The following is a 17,664-nucleotide window of genomic DNA, read 5'->3' on the forward strand; positions in this document are numbered from 1 at the left end:
GCCTATGTGGGAGCGGGCTTGCTCGCGAAGACGGCGGTACATTCAGCATTGATGCAAGCAGCCCCACCACCATCGCGAGCAAGCTCGGCTCCCACAGGGCTCGGCGGTGGACGCTGATCTTGTAAACGACCAAAAGCCTATGTGGGAGCGAGCTTGCTCGCGATGGCGGCGGGTCAGCTAAATAAAATGCCGGGATGTGCCCCGCTCTTGCTCTTGCTCTTGCTCTTGCTCTTGCTCTTGCTCTTGCTCTTGCTCTTGCTCTTGCTCTTGCTTTGGCTTTTGATCTTGGGCGCCCCGTTAAACCACGCTGGCCGAACGCAGGCATTGCGCAGTGGGCACCTCGGCATGGATGCCGAGGTAGCCGCGCTGGGCCATGGATGGCCCTTCGCGGCGGCCCACGGAGCAATGCCGGAGTGAGGGTACACCGAGCCTAGGCGAGGTGCCGAGTGGTGGGGCAAAGCGCTTTTGGTTACTTTTGGCGCTCTTCCAAAAGTGACCCGCTGTAAGAGCGGAACCGCCAGTGGCCGTTACCGCAGAAACGGATATACACCCCCCTCCAAAAGCAAGGTCCTAGGAGATTTCCTTCAAGTTGTAGCGAAGTTGGTGAACTTGTCCGGCACCAGACTCGTGGCTAGTCTGGGTTTGTCACTGAAAAAACGGTGACACGGACGTGCAAGTCCGAAATATCTGTTTAGGGCGAAACGGCCCATGCCATTCAGCGATCTCATTTGGACTCGCTGTGTAGCAAAGGCTCCTTACTAGTCGTTTAGGAGTTCTCCAATGACAACAGCGGAAACGAAACACACTTCACACAGTCCCAACACACTCGACGAAGCTGCCCAGCGCGCCCTCGACTACTACCTCAATCCAAAACCTACCGATGAAGCCTCGGGAAAAAACCCAACCGCCCAGCTCTTCATGGTTTCCCCAGACATCGACACCGAAACCCTCCTGGCCAATGCCTCCGAAGACTTGCTGTCCATCAGCGCCATCGCCGCCGACCTGGCTGATGACATCGACGGCTCACGCCGCAGCGTGATCCTGGCGATCAGCCGGATGGCCGATGGGGTGCAGTTGTTGGTGGAGCGGGCGATGGATCGGCTGGAGGTTCAAGCGGCGGGCTGAGAGGCCTGCGGTGAATTGAAGATTGTCATCGCGAGCAAGCTCGCTCCCACACGGGGTCTGTGTCGAGCCGAAATATCGAGATCAACACCGATCAACTGTGGGAGCGAGCTTGCTCGCGATAGCGTCAGCCCAGACAACACGACCCCCTGTGGCGAGGGAGCTTGCTCCCGCTGGCCTGCGAAGCAGGCCCCCAGCAGCTCTTCAGGCAGACCGCGTTGCCTGGTTTTGCGACTGCTGCGCAGCCGAGCGGGAGCAAGCTCCCTCGCCACAGGGATCGGGTTGTGTCATTTGAGGCTAGATCAACCCCTTCTCATCATCATCGATCAACCGGCTCAACCCACCCAAGGCTTCCCGGGCCTGGGTGCGGTCCATCAGCTTGGCCTGGGCCGCGGCTGGCAGGTCGGTGACGCGGATGACGCCTTTGCTGGTCAGCACCTGGATCAAGTCATCGAGTACCCGGATCATCTCCAGGTCGCTCTGCTTGAGTTGCTTGAGGCTGTTTTCCACCGCCTGGTTGGCGAACCAGTCCTGGATCTCGTGGTTGTCGGCCGGCAAGGTCTCGGTGGCCTCGGCGTAGGCGGTGGCTTCTACGCGCACCAGCAGGCCTTGTGCATCGCGTTGCACATAAAACATCGGGCATCCCTCATGTATGAAGCGGCGTCATGCTGGGCAGCATAGGCCAACTGTAGGGGAGTATGAACACTTATCCCGTGGCGAGGGAGCTTGCTCCCGTTGGGCTGCGCAGAAGCCCCAAAAAACAGGGCCGCTTCACGCCCCAGCGGGAGCAAGCTCCCTCGCCACGGGTTTTGTGTCAGGTTCAGCTGTTGTTGTGATCGACCTTGATGGTCGGGTCACTGCCGGCGATCAGCGAGTTCAGGTTCACGTTCGACCAGTTGTTGCCTTCGAGCTTGATCGTCACGTCCGGCGCCGCTGCGGCACCGTTGGCCCCATTGAACTGGCCGGAGGTACTGACCTGCAGCGACGACACGCCATCGACCGTGCTGATCTTCAGGAAGTGGTCGATGGTGCTGCCGGTTTCGCCCTGCAACAGATCCCGCAGGTCGATCCGGTCGCCATCGGCGGCCTTGAAGTCCTTGATCACGTCGTTGCCGGTGTCGCCGGCCTTCCAGACGAAGGTATCGCCCCCCAGGCCGCCGATCAGGGTGTCATTGCCCTGGCCGCCGACCAGCGTGTCGTTACCCGTGCCACCCAGCAGGATGTCATTGCCCTTGCCACCATTGAGTGTGTCGTTGCCGCCCTGGCCGAAAATGATGTCGTTGCCGGCGCCGCCCAGCAGGGTGTCGTTGCCATCGTGGGCACCGGACACATCGAACGCGGTGTAGTGCTCGGTGATGTACTGGTGCACGTTGCTGGTGGTGACCTTGCTGACGTCCACGCCGTTCTGCTGGGCCACGAACGCCTGGATGGCCTGGTAACCCTCGCCGGCGATGCCATTGAAGCTCACCAGGTCGCCGAACAGGATGTCATTGCCGTCGCCACCGTTGACCGTATCGGCGCCCGGCAGGGTCGCTTCGGTGTGGCCGATGATCGAGTTCGCCAGGTCTCTCGGGTCGATATTGGTTTGCGGTTTTGCATCCGAGTCGTATGGCTTGAGATCGGCCAGGGTCACATCGCTGTTGAGGCCGATGGCTTCCACGCCAGACAGCGAACTCAGGAGTGCGAAGGCACTCAGGGAGTTGCTGGTGGTGCTCGAGTCGGTGCTGTTGCCGGTACCGTCGCGATACGACAGCTCATAGGTGCCGTCACCCTGGGCATGCAAGGTGCCCAGCGCTTCGTCGCTCCAGTAGCCTCCCCAGGTTTTTTTCCAGGTTTGCAGCGTGACATTGCCAGACTCGTCGACCTTCACACGGTGTGTGCTATCCAGGTCGGCGCTGAACGTCTGGCCCAGCTTGTAGTTGGTCGTGGTAATCAGGCTGTCGAGCTTCACGTCGCCGTAAAGGGTCGGGTTGGTCTGTTCACCAGACTGATAGAAGGTCGGCTGGCCGTCAGTGATGAAGTAAGTCAGGTTTTTCGCCCCGGTGTTGTTCAAGGCTTCAGTGCTCTTGAACCAGTTGGCCGTGGTCTTGAATACGTCCTCGTAGTTGGTGCCGCCGCCGGACACCATTGAATCCAGCACGCTCTTGAGCAGCGCCAGTGCGTTCGGGTCCTTGAGGTTGACCGAAACGGTCTTGTTCACCTGCCTGTCGAAATCCGCCAGGAAGATGTTCACCGTGCCCGAGTTGCTACCCATGCTTTGCTTGAGCGTGTTGAACACCGACGTCAGCGAGGTCTTGGCTGCGGAAAGGGACGAATCGCTCATGCTGCCGGAGCTGTCGACCATGAAGGCAATGTTGTAGTTGACGCCTGGCACCACGGTCAGCCCGCCGATGTCGGCGATCACGATGTCGTTGCCGTCGGTGCCGGTGACGTTGTCGCTGCCAGACGTGGCGGTGACCGCGTTGTAGGTCGCCGGGTAGACGGTGACCGGGATCTGCGCCGTACTGACCGCCGAACCGCCGAGGGTTTCGGTAGAGGTCGATGTCACGGTCAGGTTGAACTGGCCGTTGTAGTAGGTCGGCGGCGTCAGGGTCAGGCTGCCCAGGTTCCAGCCGGTGACCGAGGCCTCGCCGTTGCTGCCCACGGTCGCGGTATGGCCCGCGCCGTCGCTCAGCACGCTGCCTTCCGGAATGCCGCCGATCTTCACGCTCAGGCTTTCGGAGCCGTCGGTGTCGGTCAGGGCGGTGGTGATCTTCGACAGGTGAACGCTGGTGCCTTCGGCGCCTTCGTTGAGCTTGAAGCCGTCGTAGTAGCCTTCGCCATTGGTGCCGTGCAGGTCGGAGACGGTCACGCCGGCGTTCGTCAGGTCGGTCACGCCGGTGTAGAGCGGCACGCCGGCACTGCTCAGGTCCACTGGCGTGCTGCCGTTGACCGACAGGTTCACGTCGTAGCTGCCCGGGCCGGTCTGGTTGTGGTGGTAGATGTCCAGGGTGTAGTAGCCGCTGGTGGTCGGTGTGAACGAGCCGTTCAGCTTGCCGCCCGCGCCCCAGGTGATGCCCGCCACATCCTTGCCGCCAATGGTCACCAGCAGGCTGTCATCGCCCGTGCCGCTGAAGGTGTAGGTCTTGCCGGCTTCGAGGAAAATCAGGCCTGAAGTTTTCGACGCGGTGCCCGGGTTCACGTTGCTGTCGGACTGCACGTTGGTCACGTTAGTGCTGCTGTTCGGCGTGCCAGCGGCGTCGATCACCGACTTGAGTGTGCCGGATGGCGCCCCATTGCCATCGGTGCCCAGGCCCGACAGGCCGGTCCAGACCTCCTTGATCAGGCCGGTGGAGGTCACGCTGTTGCCGGCCACGTTGAGGCTCGGTGCGTCGGCGACCGGTGTGATGTCGATCTTCACGGTGCTGGTATTGCCCAGCGCCTGGCCGTCGGTTGGCTGGAACTGGATCTGCGCGTAATCAGCCTTCTGATTGCCCACGCCGCTCGGGTTGCCGTTGGCGCCGGACTCGTTGGCGTCCGGGGTGAAGCGCAGCTTGCCGGCGTCGATGTCGGCCTTGGTGAAGGTCTGGTTGTTGGCCACGTCCTTCCAGGTGGCTCCGTCCAGGTACTGCAGCTTGCCGTCACCCGGCAGCCCGGTGATTTTCACACCCTGGCTGGCGGCGGCGCTGTCCACGTCGCTGATACCGAACGTCGACCAGCCGAGCACCAGTGAAGTGTCTTCGGTACCGGTCACCGCGCCACCGGTGGCCACCGGCGCATCGTTGACCGCGACCACGTTCACGGTGGTGGTGGCGGTGTTGGAGTAGCTCGCGCCGTCGGTCACCGTCACGGTGATGATGCGCGGTACGGTGCTCGGATCTTCGCTGTTGTTGATGAAGCTGATGTTCTTGATCTGCTGCATGTAGTCGGCCAGCGTCGCATTGCCCGACAGCGTCAGGACGACCTTGCCGTCGGTGCTGTTGGCGTTGATGCTGATGCCGTTGACGCTGTTACCCAGGTTCAGCGCATCGCCAGGCTGACGGTTGGTCAGCACGATGGTGGCGCCGGTCAGCATGGTGCTGTCCGGGTCGGTGATTTTCAGGTCGGTGTCGGCGATGGACACACCCGGGCCGTTGGTGCCTTCGGTGAAGGTCACCTGGTAGTCGGCACCCGTCTTGCCGCTGGAGTTGTTGGCGTCCAGGTCGAGTACCGGCGGCGCATCGTTGTCGATGATCGAGGTGCTGACGCTGCCGTTGGTGCCGCTGACTGCCAGGTGCTCGAAGTTGCCACCGGTGGCCGAGTCGATCTTGACCACGAAGTTTTCGGTGCCTTCGGTGATCTTGTCGTCCAGCGTCGCCACGTTGAAGGTAGCGCTGGTGGCGTTGGCCGGGATCTTCACGGTGTAGACACCGGTGAAGTCTGAACCGTCGGCCGCAGTGCCGCTGTAGACGATCTTGACAGTCACTTCCGTCTGCGCCGGGTTGGTCAGGCTGACGGTGTACGTCGCGGTCTGGCCTTCGGTGACGGACGTGCTGCCGGTGATGCTGACAGTGGTGTTGTCGACGGTGTCAGTGACTGCAGTCACTGCTGGCGCGGTGCTCGGGACGAGATTCTCGAAGTTGCCACCGGTGGCTGTCTTGATGGTTGCCGAGACATTACCGGCGTCCTGATAGACGTCGTCTTTCGGCGCATCGACGGTCACGGTACCGGTTTTGGCGCCGGCGGCGATGTTGATAACCGCGCCATTGCTCAAGGTGACGGTGACCGGCGAGCCGGCGGCGTTGGTCAGGGTCGCGGTATAGGTGATCTGACCACCTTCGGCGACCGTACCGGTGGCGCTCAGGCTCAGGCCGGTAGTGTCTTGGGTATCGGTGACCGAGGTATCGGCGGTCTTGCCGTCGATAGCCAGTTTTTCGTAGTTGCCACCTTTGGCGTCGTCGATCTTGACGCTCAGTTGGTTGCCGCCGGCGAGGGCGTCGTTTTGCGTGGCGAAGTTCACCGAGCCGCTGCTGGCACCAACCGGGATGGTGATGGTCTGGCCGTTCGACAGGGTGACGACCAGTGGAGCGCCAGTGACCGGAGCATTGACCGAGGCGGTATAAACGACGGTGCCACCTTCGGCGACGGTCGATGTTGCGCTCAGGCTGACAGTCGAAGTGTCGATGGTGTCGGTAACGTCAGTGACGGCTGGAGTCGTGCTCGGAACAAGGTTCTCGAAGTTGCCACCGGTGGCTTTATCAATGCTGACTTCGACTTTGCCGGCGTCTTTGTAGACGTCGTCTTTAGGGGCATCAACGGTCACTGTGCCAGTGGTGGCGCCGGCGGCGATGTTGATAACCGCGCCATTGCTCAAGGTGACGGTGACCGGCGAGCCGGCGGCGTTGGTCAGGGTCGCGGTATAGGTGATCTGACCACCTTCGGCGACCGTACCGGTGGCGCTCAGGCTCAGGCCGGTAGTGTCTTGGGTATCGGTGACCGAGGTATCGGCGGTCTTGCCGTCGATAGCCAGTTTTTCGTAGTTGCCACCTTTGGCGTCGTCGATCTTGACGCTCAGTTGGTTGCCGCCGGCGAGGGCGTCGTTTTGCGTGGCGAAGTTCACCGAGCCGGAGCTGGCGCCGACCGGGATGGTGATGGTCTGGCCGTTGCTCAATGTCACCACGAGTGGAGCGCCGGTCACCGGGGCGTTGACCGAGGCGGTATAAACGACGGTGCCACCTTCGGCCACAGTCGAAGTCGCAGTGAGCGAAACGGTGCTGGTGTCGATGGTATCGGTCACGTCAGTGACGGCAGGGGTAGTGCTCGGAACAAGATTCTCGAAGTTACCGCCAGTCGCTTTATCGATACTGACTTCGACCTTGCCGGCGTCTTTGTAGACGTCGTCTTTAGGGGCATCGACGGTCACGGTACCGGTTTTGGCGCCGGCGGCGATGTTGATAACCGCGCCGTTGCTCAAGGTGACGGTGACCGGCGAGCCGGCGGCGTTGGTCAGGGTGGCGGTATAGGTGATCTGACCACCTTCGGCGACCGTACCGGTGGCGCTCAGGCTCAGGCCGGTGGTGTCCTGAGTATCGGTGACCGAGGTATCGGCGGTCTTGCCGTCGATAGCCAGTTTTTCGTAGTTGCCACCTTTGGCGTCGTCGATCTTGACGCTCAGTTGGTTGCCGCCGGCGAGGGCGTCGTTTTGCGTGGCGAAGTTCACCGAGCCGCTGCTGGCACCAACCGGGATGGTGATGGTCTGGCCGTTCGACAGGGTGACGACCAGTGGAGCGCCAGTGACCGGAGCATTGACCGAGGCGGTATAAACGACGGTGCCACCTTCGGCGACAGTCGATGTTGCGCTCAGGCTGACAGTCGAAGTGTCGATGGTGTCGGTAACGTCAGTGACGGCTGGAGTCGTGCTCGGAACAAGGTTCTCGAAGTTGCCACCGGTGGCTTTATCAATGCTGACTTCGACTTTGCCGGCGTCTTTGTAGACGTCGTCTTTAGGGGCATCGACGGTCACGGTACCGGTTTTGGCGCCGGCGGCGATGTTGATCACGGCGCCGTTGCTCAAGGTGACGGTGACCGGTGAGCCGGCGGCGTTGGTCAGGGTCGCGGTATAGGTGATCTGACCACCTTCGGCGACCGTACCGGTGGCGCTCAGGCTCAGGCCGGTGGTGTCCTGGGTATCGGTGACCGAGGTATCGGCGGTCTTGCCGTCGATAGCCAGTTTTTCGTAGTTGCCACCTTTGGCGTCGTCGATCTTGACGCTCAGTTGGTTGCCGCCGGCGAGGGCGTCGTTTTGCGTGGCGAAGTTCACCGAGCCGGAGCTGGCGCCAACCGGGATGGTGATGGTCTGGCCGTTGCTCAATGTCACCACGAGTGGAGCGCCGGTCACCGGGGCGTTGACCGAGGCGGTATAAACGACGGTGCCACCTTCGGCCACAGTCGAAGTCGCAGTGAGCGAAACGGTGCTGGTGTCGATGGTATCGGTCACGTCAGTGACGGCAGGGGTAGTGCTCGGAACAAGATTCTCGAAGTTACCGCCAGTCGCTTTATCGATACTGACTTCGACCTTGCCGGCGTCTTTGTAAACGTCATCTTTAGGGGCGTCGACGGTGACGGTGCCAGTGGTAGCACCGGCCGCGATGTTGATGACCGCACCATTGCTCAAGGTGATGGTGACGGGCGAGCCGGCCGCATTGGTCAGGGTCGCGGTGTAAACAATCGAGCCACCTTCAGCCACGGTGTCGGTGGCACTCAAGGTGAGGCCGGTGGTGTCCTGGGTATCGGTTACCGAGGTGTCAGCGGTTTTGCCATCGATAGCCAGTTTTTCGTAGTTGCCACCCTTGGCGTCGTCAATCTTGACGCTCAGGTTGTCACCGCCGGCAAGGGCATCGTTCGTCGTAACGAAATTCACGCTACCGGAGCTGGCACCAACCGGGATAGTGATGGTCTGGCCGTTGGACAGGGTGACGACCAGTGGAGCACCGGTGACCGGGGCGTTGACCGAAGCGGTATAGACCACGATGCCGCCTTCGGCGACGGTCGATGTAGCGGTCAGACTGACAGTCGAAGTGTCGATGGTGTCAGTGACATCGGTCACTGCCGGTGCGGTACTTGGCACCAGGTTCTCGAAGTTGCCACCGGTGGCTTTGTCGATGCTGACTTCGACCTTGCCAGCGTCCTTGTAGACGTCGTCTTTCGGCGCATCGACAGTGACGGTGCCAGTGGTCGCGCCAGCAGCAATGTTGATGACGGCGCCGTTGCTCAGCGTAATGGTGACGGGCGAGCCAGCGGCATTGGTCAGGGTCGCGGTGTAAACAATCGAGCCGCCTTCAGCCACGGAGTCAGTTGCACTCAAGGTGAGGCCAGTGGTGTCCTGGGTATCGGTGACCGAGGTATCAGCGGTCTTGCCGTCGATAGCCAGTTTTTCGTAGTTGCCACCCTTGGCGTCGTCAATCTTGACGCTCAGTTGGTTGCCGCCGGCGAGGGCGTCGTTTTGCGTAGCGAAATTCACCGAGCCTGAACTGGCGCCGACCGGGATGGTAATGGTCTGGCCGTTGCTCAATGTCAACACGAGTGGAGCGCCGGTCACCGGGGCGTTGACCGAGGCGGTATAAACGACGGTGCCACCTTCGGCCACAGTCGAAGTCGCAGTGAGCGAAACGGTGCTGGTGTCGATGGTATCGGTCACGTCAGTGACGGCAGGGGTAGTGCTCGGAACAAGGTTCTCGAAGTTACCGCCAGTCGCTTTATCGATGCTGACTTCGACCTTGCCGGCGTCTTTGTAAACGTCATCTTTAGGGGCGTCGACGGTGACGGTGCCAGTGGTAGCACCGGCCGCGATATTGATAACTGCACCATTGCTCAGCGTAATGGTGACCGGCGAGCCAGCGGCGTTGGTCAGGGTCGCGGTGTAAACAATCGAGCCGCCCTCAGCCACGGTGTCGGTTGCGGAAAGCGTCAGGCCGGTAGTGTCCTGGGTATCGGTTACCGAGGTATCGGCGGTCTTGCCGTCGATAGCCAATTTTTCGTAGTTACCACCCTTGGCGTCGTCGATCTTGACGCTCAGGTTATCGCCGCCCGCAAGAGCGTCGTTCGTCGTAACGAAGTTCACCGAGCCTGAGCTGGCACCAACAGGGATGGTAATAGTCTGGCCGTTCGACAGAGTGACAACCAGCGGAGCACCGGTGACCGGGGCGTTGACCGACGCGGTGTAGACCACAGTACCGCCTTCAGCGACAGCCGATGTTGCGCTCAGGCTGACAGTCGACGTATCGATGGTATCAGTGACATCCGTAACTGCCGGTGCGGTACTTGGCACCAGGTTCTCGAAGTTGCCACCGGTGGCTTTGTCGATGCTGACTTCGACCTTGCCGGCGTCTTTGTAAACGTCATCTTTAGGGGCGTCGACGGTGACGGTGCCAGTGGTCGCGCCAGCAGCAATGTTGATGACGGCGCCATTGCTCAGCGTAATGGTGACCGGCGAGCCAGCGGCGTTGGTCAGGGTCGCGGTGTAAACAATCGAGCCGCCCTCAGCCACGGTGTCGGTTGCGGAAAGCGTCAGGCCGGTAGTGTCCTGGGTATCGGTTACCGAGGTATCGGCGGTCTTGCCGTCGATAGCCAATTTTTCGTAGTTACCACCCTTGGCGTCGTCGATCTTGACGCTCAGGTTATCGCCGCCCGCAAGAGCGTCGTTCGTCGTAACGAAGTTCACCGAGCCTGAGCTGGCACCAACAGGGATGGTAATAGTCTGGCCGTTCGACAGAGTGACAACCAGCGGAGCACCGGTGACCGGGGCGTTGACCGACGCGGTGTAGACCACAGTACCGCCTTCAGCGACAGCCGATGTTGCGCTCAGGCTGACAGTCGACGTATCGATGGTATCAGTGACATCCGTAACTGCCGGTGCGGTACTTGGCACCAGGTTCTCGAAGTTGCCACCGGTGGCTTTGTCGATGCTGACTTCGACCTTGCCGGCGTCTTTGTAAACGTCATCTTTAGGGGCGTCGACGGTGACGGTGCCAGTGGTCGCGCCAGCAGCAATGTTGATGACGGCGCCATTGCTCAGCGTAATGGTGACCGGCGAGCCAGCGGCGTTGGTCAGGGTCGCGGTGTAAACAATCGAACCACCTTCAGCCACGGTGTCGGTGGCGGAAAGCGTCAGGCCGGTAGTGTCCTGGGTATCCGTAACGGTGGTATCAGCGGTTTTGCCGTCGATAGCCAATTTTTCGTAGTTACCACCCTTGGCGTCGTCGATCTTGACGCTCAGGTTATCGCCGCCCGCAAGAGCGTCGTTCGTCGTAACGAAGTTCACCGAGCCTGAGCTGGCACCAACAGGGATGGTAATAGTCTGGCCGTTCGACAGAGTGACAACCAGCGGAGCACCGGTGACCGGGGCGTTGACCGACGCGGTGTAGACCACGGTACCGCCTTCAGCGACAGCCGATGTTGCGCTCAGGCTGACAGTCGAAGTGTCGATGGTGTCAGTGACATCGGTCACTGCCGGTGCGGTACTTGGCACCAGGTTCTCGAAGTTGCCACCGGTGGCTTTGTCGATGCTGACTTCGACCTTGCCGCCGTCCTTGTAGACGTCGTCTTTAGGGGCATCAACGGTGACGGTGCCAGTGGTAGCACCGGCCGCGATGTTGATGACCGCACCATTGCTCAAGGTGATGGTGACGGGCGAGCCGGCCGCATTGGTCAGGGTCGCGGTGTAAACAATCGAGCCACCTTCAGCCACGGTGTCGGTGGCACTCAAGGTGAGGCCGGTGGTGTCCTGGGTATCGGTTACCGAGGTATCAGCGGTTTTGCCGTCGATAGCCAGTTTTTCGTAGTTGCCACCCTTGGCGTCGTCAATCTTGACGCTCAGGTTGTCACCGCCGGCAAGGGCATCGTTCGTCGTAACGAAATTCACGCTACCGGAGCTGGCACCAACCGGGATAGTGATGGTCTGGCCGTTGGACAGGGTGACGACCAGTGGAGCACCGGTGACCGGGGCGTTGACCGAAGCGGTATAGACCACGATGCCGCCTTCGGCGACGGTCGATGTAGCGGTCAGACTGACAGTCGAAGTGTCGATGGTGTCAGTGACATCGGTCACTGCCGGTGCGGTACTTGGCACCAGGTTCTCGAAGTTGCCACCGGTGGCTTTGTCGATGCTGACTTCGACCTTGCCGCCGTCCTTGTAGACGTCGTCTTTAGGGGCATCAACGGTGACGGTGCCAGTGGTAGCACCGGCCGCGATGTTGATGACCGCACCATTGCTCAAGGTGATGGTGACGGGCGAGCCGGCCGCATTGGTCAGGGTCGCGGTGTAAACAATCGAGCCACCTTCAGCCACGGTGTCGGTGGCACTCAAGGTGAGGCCGGTGGTGTCCTGGGTATCGGTTACCGAGGTATCAGCGGTTTTGCCGTCGATAGCCAGTTTTTCGTAGTTGCCACCCTTGGCGTCGTCAATCTTGACGCTCAGGTTGTCACCGCCGGCAAGGGCATCGTTCGTCGTAACGAAATTCACGCTACCGGAGCTGGCACCAACCGGGATAGTGATGGTCTGGCCGTTGGACAGGGTGACGACCAGTGGAGCACCGGTGACCGGGGCGTTGACCGAAGCGGTATAGACCACGATGCCGCCTTCGGCGACGGTCGATGTAGCGGTCAGACTGACAGTCGAAGTGTCGATGGTGTCAGTGACATCGGTCACTGCCGGTGCGGTACTTGGCACCAGGTTCTCGAAGTTGCCACCGGTGGCTTTGTCGATGCTGACTTCGACCTTGCCGGCGTCCTTGTAGACGTCGTCTTTCGGCGCATCGACAGTGACGGTGCCAGTGGTCGCGCCAGCAGCAATGTTGATGACGGCGCCATTGCTCAGCGTAATGGTGACCGGCGAGCCAGCGGCGTTGGTCAGGGTCGCGGTGTAAACAATCGAGCCGCCCTCAGCCACGGTGTCGGTTGCGGAAAGCGTCAGGCCGGTGGTGTCCTGGGTATCGGTGACCGAGGTATCGGCGGTCTTGCCGTCGATAGCCAGTTTTTCGTAGTTGCCACCCTTGGCGTCGTCGATCTTGACGCTCAGGTTATCGCCGCCCGCAAGAGCGTCGTTCGTTGTAACGAAGTTCACCGAGCCGGAGCTCGCGCCGACTGGGATGGTGATGGTTTGGCCGTTACTCAATGTCACCACGAGTGGCGCACCGGTGACTGGAGCGTTGACCGAAGCGGTATAGACCACGGTACCGCCTTCAGCGACGGTCGATGTGGCAGTCAGCGAAACGGTGCTGGTGTCGATGGTATCGGTCACGTCAGTGACAGCCGGGGTCGTGCTCGGAACAAGGTTCTCGAAGTTGCCACCGGTGGCTGTGTCGATGCTGACTTCAACCTTGCCGGCGTCTTTGTAGACGTCGTCTTTTGGCGCGTCGACGGTGACGGTGCCAGTGGTAGCACCGGCGGCGATGTTGATCACTGCGCCGTTGCTCAGCGTCACGGTGACCGGTGTGCCGGCAGGGTTGGTCAGTGTAGCGGTGTAGAGGATCTGACCGCCCTCTGCCACTTCGGTGGATGCCGACAGACTCAGACCGGTAGTGTCGACCGAGTCAGTAATGGTGGTAACCGCAGGCGTGGTGCTTGGTACCAGGTTCTCGAAGTTGCCGCCGGTTGCACCAGTAATGGTGGTGCTGACGGTACTGCCGTTGTTGTAGACGTCGTTGGCCGGGGTATCCACAGCCACTGTGCCGCTAGTCTGGCCGGCAGCGATGGTGATGACCGAGCCATTGCTCAAGGTCACGGTCACCGGGGTCTGGGCCGGATTGGTCAGGGTCGCGGTGTAAGTGATCTGACCGCCTTCGGTGATGGTGTTGCTGGCGGTCAGCGTCAGGCCAGTGGTATCCGCCGAATCGGTAATCGTAGTGACCGCAGGTGCAGTGCTAGGCACCAGGTTCTCGAAGTTGCCACCGGTTGCACCAGTAATGGTGGTGCTGACAGTGCTGCCGTTGTTGTAGACGTCGTTGGCCGGGGTATCCACAGCCACGGTGCCGGTGGTCTGGCCAGCGGCGATGGTGATGACCGAGCCATTGCTCAAGGTCACGGTCACCGGGGTCTGGGCCGGATTGGTCAGGGTCGCGGTGTAGGTAATCTGGCCGCCTTCGGTGATGGTGTTGCTGGCGGTCAGCGTCAGGCCAGTGGTATCCGCCGAATCGGTAATCGTAGTGACCGCAGGCGCGGTGCTCGGTACCAGGTTCTCGAAGTTGCCACCGGTTGCACCAGTAATGGTGGTGCTGACGGTACTGCCGTTGTTGTAAACGTCGTTGGCCGGGGTATCCACAGCCACTGTGCCGGTGGTCTGGCCGGCGGCAATGGTGATGACCGAGCCGTTGCTCAAGGTCACGGTCACCGGGGTCTGGGCCGGATTGGTCAGGGTCGCGGTGTAAGTGATCTGACCGCCTTCGGTGATGGTGTTGCTGGCCGAGAGGGTCAGGCCGGTGGTGTTGACCGAATCAGTAATGGTGGTAACCGCTGGCGTGGTGCTTGGCACCAGGTTCTCGAAGTTGCCACCCGTTGCGCCAGTAATGGTGGTGCTGACGGTGCTGCCGTTGTTGTAGACGTCGTTGGCCGGGGTATCCACAGCCACGGTGCCGCTAGTCTGGCCGGCAGCGATGGTGATGACCGAGCCATTGCTCAAGGTCACGGTCACCGGGGTCTGGGCCGGATTGGTCAGGGTCGCGGTGTAGGTAATCTGGCCGCCTTCGGTGACGGTGTTGCTGGCGGTCAGCGTCAGGCCAGTGGTATCCGCCGAATCGGTAATCGTAGTGACCGCAGGCGCGGTGCTCGGTACCAGGTTCTCGAAGTTGCCGCCGGTTGCACCAGTAATGGTGGTGCTGACAGTGCTGCCGTTGTTGTAGACGTCGTTGGCCGGGGTATCCACAGCCACGGTGCCGGTGGTCTGGCCAGCGGCGATGGTGATGACCGAGCCATTGCTCAAGGTCACGGTCACCGGGGTCTGGGCCGGATTGGTCAGGGTCGCGGTGTAGGTAATCTGGCCGCCTTCGGTGATGGTGTTGCTGGCGGTCAGCGTCAGGCCAGTGGTATCCGCCGAATCGGTAATCGTAGTGACCGCAGGCGCGGTGCTCGGTACCAGGTTCTCGAAGTTGCCACCGGTTGCACCAGTAATGGTGGTGCTGACGGTACTGCCGTTGTTGTAGACGTCGTTGGCCGGGGTATCCACAGCCACGATGCCGCTAGTCTGGCCGGCAGCGATGGTGATGACCGAGCCGTTGCTCAAGGTCACGGTCACCGGGGTCTGGGCCGGATTGGTCAGGGTCGCGGTGTAGGTAATCTGGCCGCCTTCGGTGACGGTGTTGCTGGCGGTCAGCGTCAGGCCAGTGGTATCCGCCGAATCGGTAATCGTAGTGACCGCAGGCGCGGTGCTCGGTACCAGGTTCTCGAAGTTGCCGCCGGTTGCACCAGTAATGGTGGTGCTGACAGTGCTGCCGTTGTTGTAGACGTCGTTGGCCGGGGTATCCACAGCCACGGTGCCGGTGGTCTGGCCAGCGGCGATGGTGATGACCGAGCCATTGCTCAAGGTCACGGTCACCGGGGTCTGGGCCGGATTGGTCAGGGTCGCGGTGTAGGTAATCTGGCCGCCTTCGGTGATGGTGTTGCTGGCGGTCAGCGTCAGGCCAGTGGTATCCGCCGAATCGGTAATCGTAGTGACCGCAGGCGCGGTGCTCGGTACCAGGTTCTCGAAGTTGCCACCGGTTGCACCAGTAATGGTGGTGCTGACGGTACTGCCGTTGTTGTAAACGTCGTTGGCCGGGGTATCCACAGCCACTGTGCCGGTGGTCTGGCCGGCGGCAATGGTGATGACCGAGCCGTTGCTCAAGGTCACGGTCACCGGGGTCTGGGCCGGATTGGTCAGGGTCGCGGTGTAAGTGATCTGACCGCCTTCGGTGATGGTGTTGCTGGCCGAGAGGGTCAGACCGGTAGTGTCGACCGAGTCAGTAATGGTGGTAACCGCAGGCGTGGTGCTTGGTACCAGGTTCTCGAAGTTGCCACCCGTTGCGCCAGTAATGGTGGTGCTGACAGTGCTGCCGTTGTTGTAGACGTCGTTGGCCGGGGTATCCACAGCCACGGTGCCGCTAGTCTGGCCGGCAGCGATGGTGATGACCGAGCCATTGCTCAAGGTCACGGTCACCGGCGTCTGGGCCGGATTGGTCAAGGTGGCGGTGTAAGTGATCTGACCGCCTTCGGTGACGGTGTTGCTGGCGGTCAGCGTCAGGCCAGTGGTATCCGCCGAATCGGTAATCGTAGTGACCGCAGGCGCGGTGCTCGGTACCAGGTTCTCGAAGTTGCCACCCGTTGCGCCAGTAATGGTGGTGCTGACGGTGCTGCCGTTGTTGTAGACGTCGTTGGCCGGGGTATCCACAGCCACGGTGCCGCTAGTCTGGCCGGCAGCGATGGTGATGACCGAGCCATTGCTCAAGGTCACGGTCACCGGGGTCTGGGCCGGATTGGTCAGGGTCGCGGTGTAGGTAATCTGGCCGCCTTCGGTGACGGTGTTGCTGGCGGTCAGCGTCAGGCCAGTGGTATCCGCCGAATCGGTAATCGTAGTGACCGCAGGTGCAGTGCTAGGTACCAGGTTCTCGAAGTTGCCGCCGGTTGCACCAGTAATGGTGGTGCTGACAGTGCTGCCGTTGTTGTAAACGTCGTTGGCCGGGGTATCCACAGCCACGGTGCCGCTAGTCTGGCCGGCAGCGATGGTGATGACCGAGCCATTGCTCAAGGTCACGGTCACCGGCGTCTGGGCCGGATTGGTCAAGGTGGCGGTGTAAGTGATCTGACCGCCTTCGGTGACGGTGTTGCTGGCGGTCAGCGTCAGGCCAGTGGTATCCGCCGAATCGGTAATCGTAGTGACCGCAGGCGCGGTGCTCGGTACCAGGTTCTCGAAGTTGCCACCGGTTGCACCAGTAATGGTGGTGCTGACAGTGCTGCCGTTGTTGTAGACGTCGTTGGCCGGGGTATCCACAGCCACGGTGCCGCTAGTCTGGCCGGCAGCGATGGTGATGACCGAGCCGTTGCTCAAGGTCACGGTCACCGGCGTCTGGGCCGGATTGGTCAAGGTGGCGGTGTAAGTGATCTGACCGCCTTCGGTGACGGTGTTGCCCGCGCTCAGGGTGACGGTGGTAGTGTCGACGGTGTCGGTGATCTGGGTCACGGCCGGCGTGGTGGGCACGGTCACGGCGATGCCGGTGCCGCCGGTGGTGCCAGTGACGGTCACGCTGATTTGGGTGGCGTCGTTATAGACGGTGTCATTCGGCGCCAGCGGTACGTTGACGCTGCCGGTCGTTTGTCCGGCGGGAATGACGATCACGGCGCCATTGGACAGGGTCACGGTCAGCGCGGTCTGAGGCGCTTGGGTGACAGTCGCGGTGTACACCAGCACGCCGCCGGCCTCGGTCAGGGTCGGTGTGGCGCTCAGTGTCATCGTCGCATTGAGCACGGCGTTGGCGGTCGTATTCGTGGTATCGCCACCCAGGATGTTGTTGTCGGTGGCGGCAGCCGCAGCGAGACCTTCCGTTGGGAAACCGACGGTAGGGTCGACGCTGCCGGCGGTGGCATCCAGCACCACAAAGCTGTGGCCGCCACCAGCGGCACCCCCGGTACCTGCGGCGGTGGCGCCGGCAGCGGTGGCTTCCAAGGCGGTGGTCGGGTCGGCACCCGCGGCGATGGCTTGTTGCAGCTCTTCTACGGACGGCGCGGCCTGGGCAGTGGCTTGTGCCAGGTCCGTGGACGAGTCCGGGGCGTTGGCGCTCCATTGGGTATCGCGACCCAGGTCCAGGGTGCGGCCATCGGCCAATTCCAATGTGACGGCGCCAGCAGGCCCGGTGTCCAACTGGTCGCCTACGTTCAGACGATCACCTTCAATGAGTACGCGCCGGATGCCCTCAGGGGATACGACGAAAACCTGACCAACAATGCTTTTGACGACGGCAATAACACTGCTCATTGAAGACTTCTCCGGGTGCCACGCTCAGTAGACTTCCATGGACCCGGCGGCCTGGGGGCAGCAGCGGTCTGGACGTTTATGTTCAC

At 61.5% G+C, this 17,664-nt stretch carries 3 protein-coding genes; 1 reads left to right on the forward strand and 2 read right to left on the reverse strand.

What is annotated here, in order from left to right; all coding sequences use genetic code 11:
- Positions 1 to 780 precede the first annotated feature (780 nt).
- Positions 781 to 1,125, forward strand: coding sequence for a DUF6124 family protein (locus AB7M32_RS05535; protein WP_454249304.1), 345 nt, complete (start codon positions 781 to 783; stop codon positions 1,123 to 1,125).
- A gap of 294 nt (positions 1,126 to 1,419) precedes the next feature.
- Here AB7M32_RS05535 and AB7M32_RS05540 read toward each other — a convergent pair whose 3' ends face one another.
- Together AB7M32_RS05540 and AB7M32_RS05545 are read right to left on the reverse strand one after the other, a co-directional pair.
- The gene (locus tag AB7M32_RS05540) at positions 1,420 to 1,758 is read right to left on the reverse strand and encodes a hypothetical protein (protein WP_053161687.1); all 339 of its coding nucleotides are present in this window, start codon (positions 1,756 to 1,758) and stop codon (positions 1,420 to 1,422) included.
- Between the two features lie 184 nt (positions 1,759 to 1,942).
- Entirely contained in the window at positions 1,943 to 17,578 is a 15,636-nt protein-coding gene (locus tag AB7M32_RS05545; protein ID WP_454249305.1) for a LapA family giant adhesin, read from the reverse strand.
- Positions 17,579 to 17,664 lie beyond the last annotated feature (86 nt).

This window comes from Pseudomonas sp. R151218B TE3479, assembly GCF_053629195.1.

Coding starts and splice junctions, on each gene's coding strand:
- AB7M32_RS05535 (WP_454249304.1), top strand. CDS start 781: ATGACAACAGCGGAAACGAAACACACTTCACACAGTCCCAACACACTC.
- AB7M32_RS05540 (WP_053161687.1), bottom strand. CDS start 1,758: ATGTTTTATGTGCAACGCGATGCACAAGGCCTGCTGGTGCGCGTAGAA.
- AB7M32_RS05545 (WP_454249305.1), bottom strand. CDS start 17,578: ATGAGCAGTGTTATTGCCGTCGTCAAAAGCATTGTTGGTCAGGTTTTC.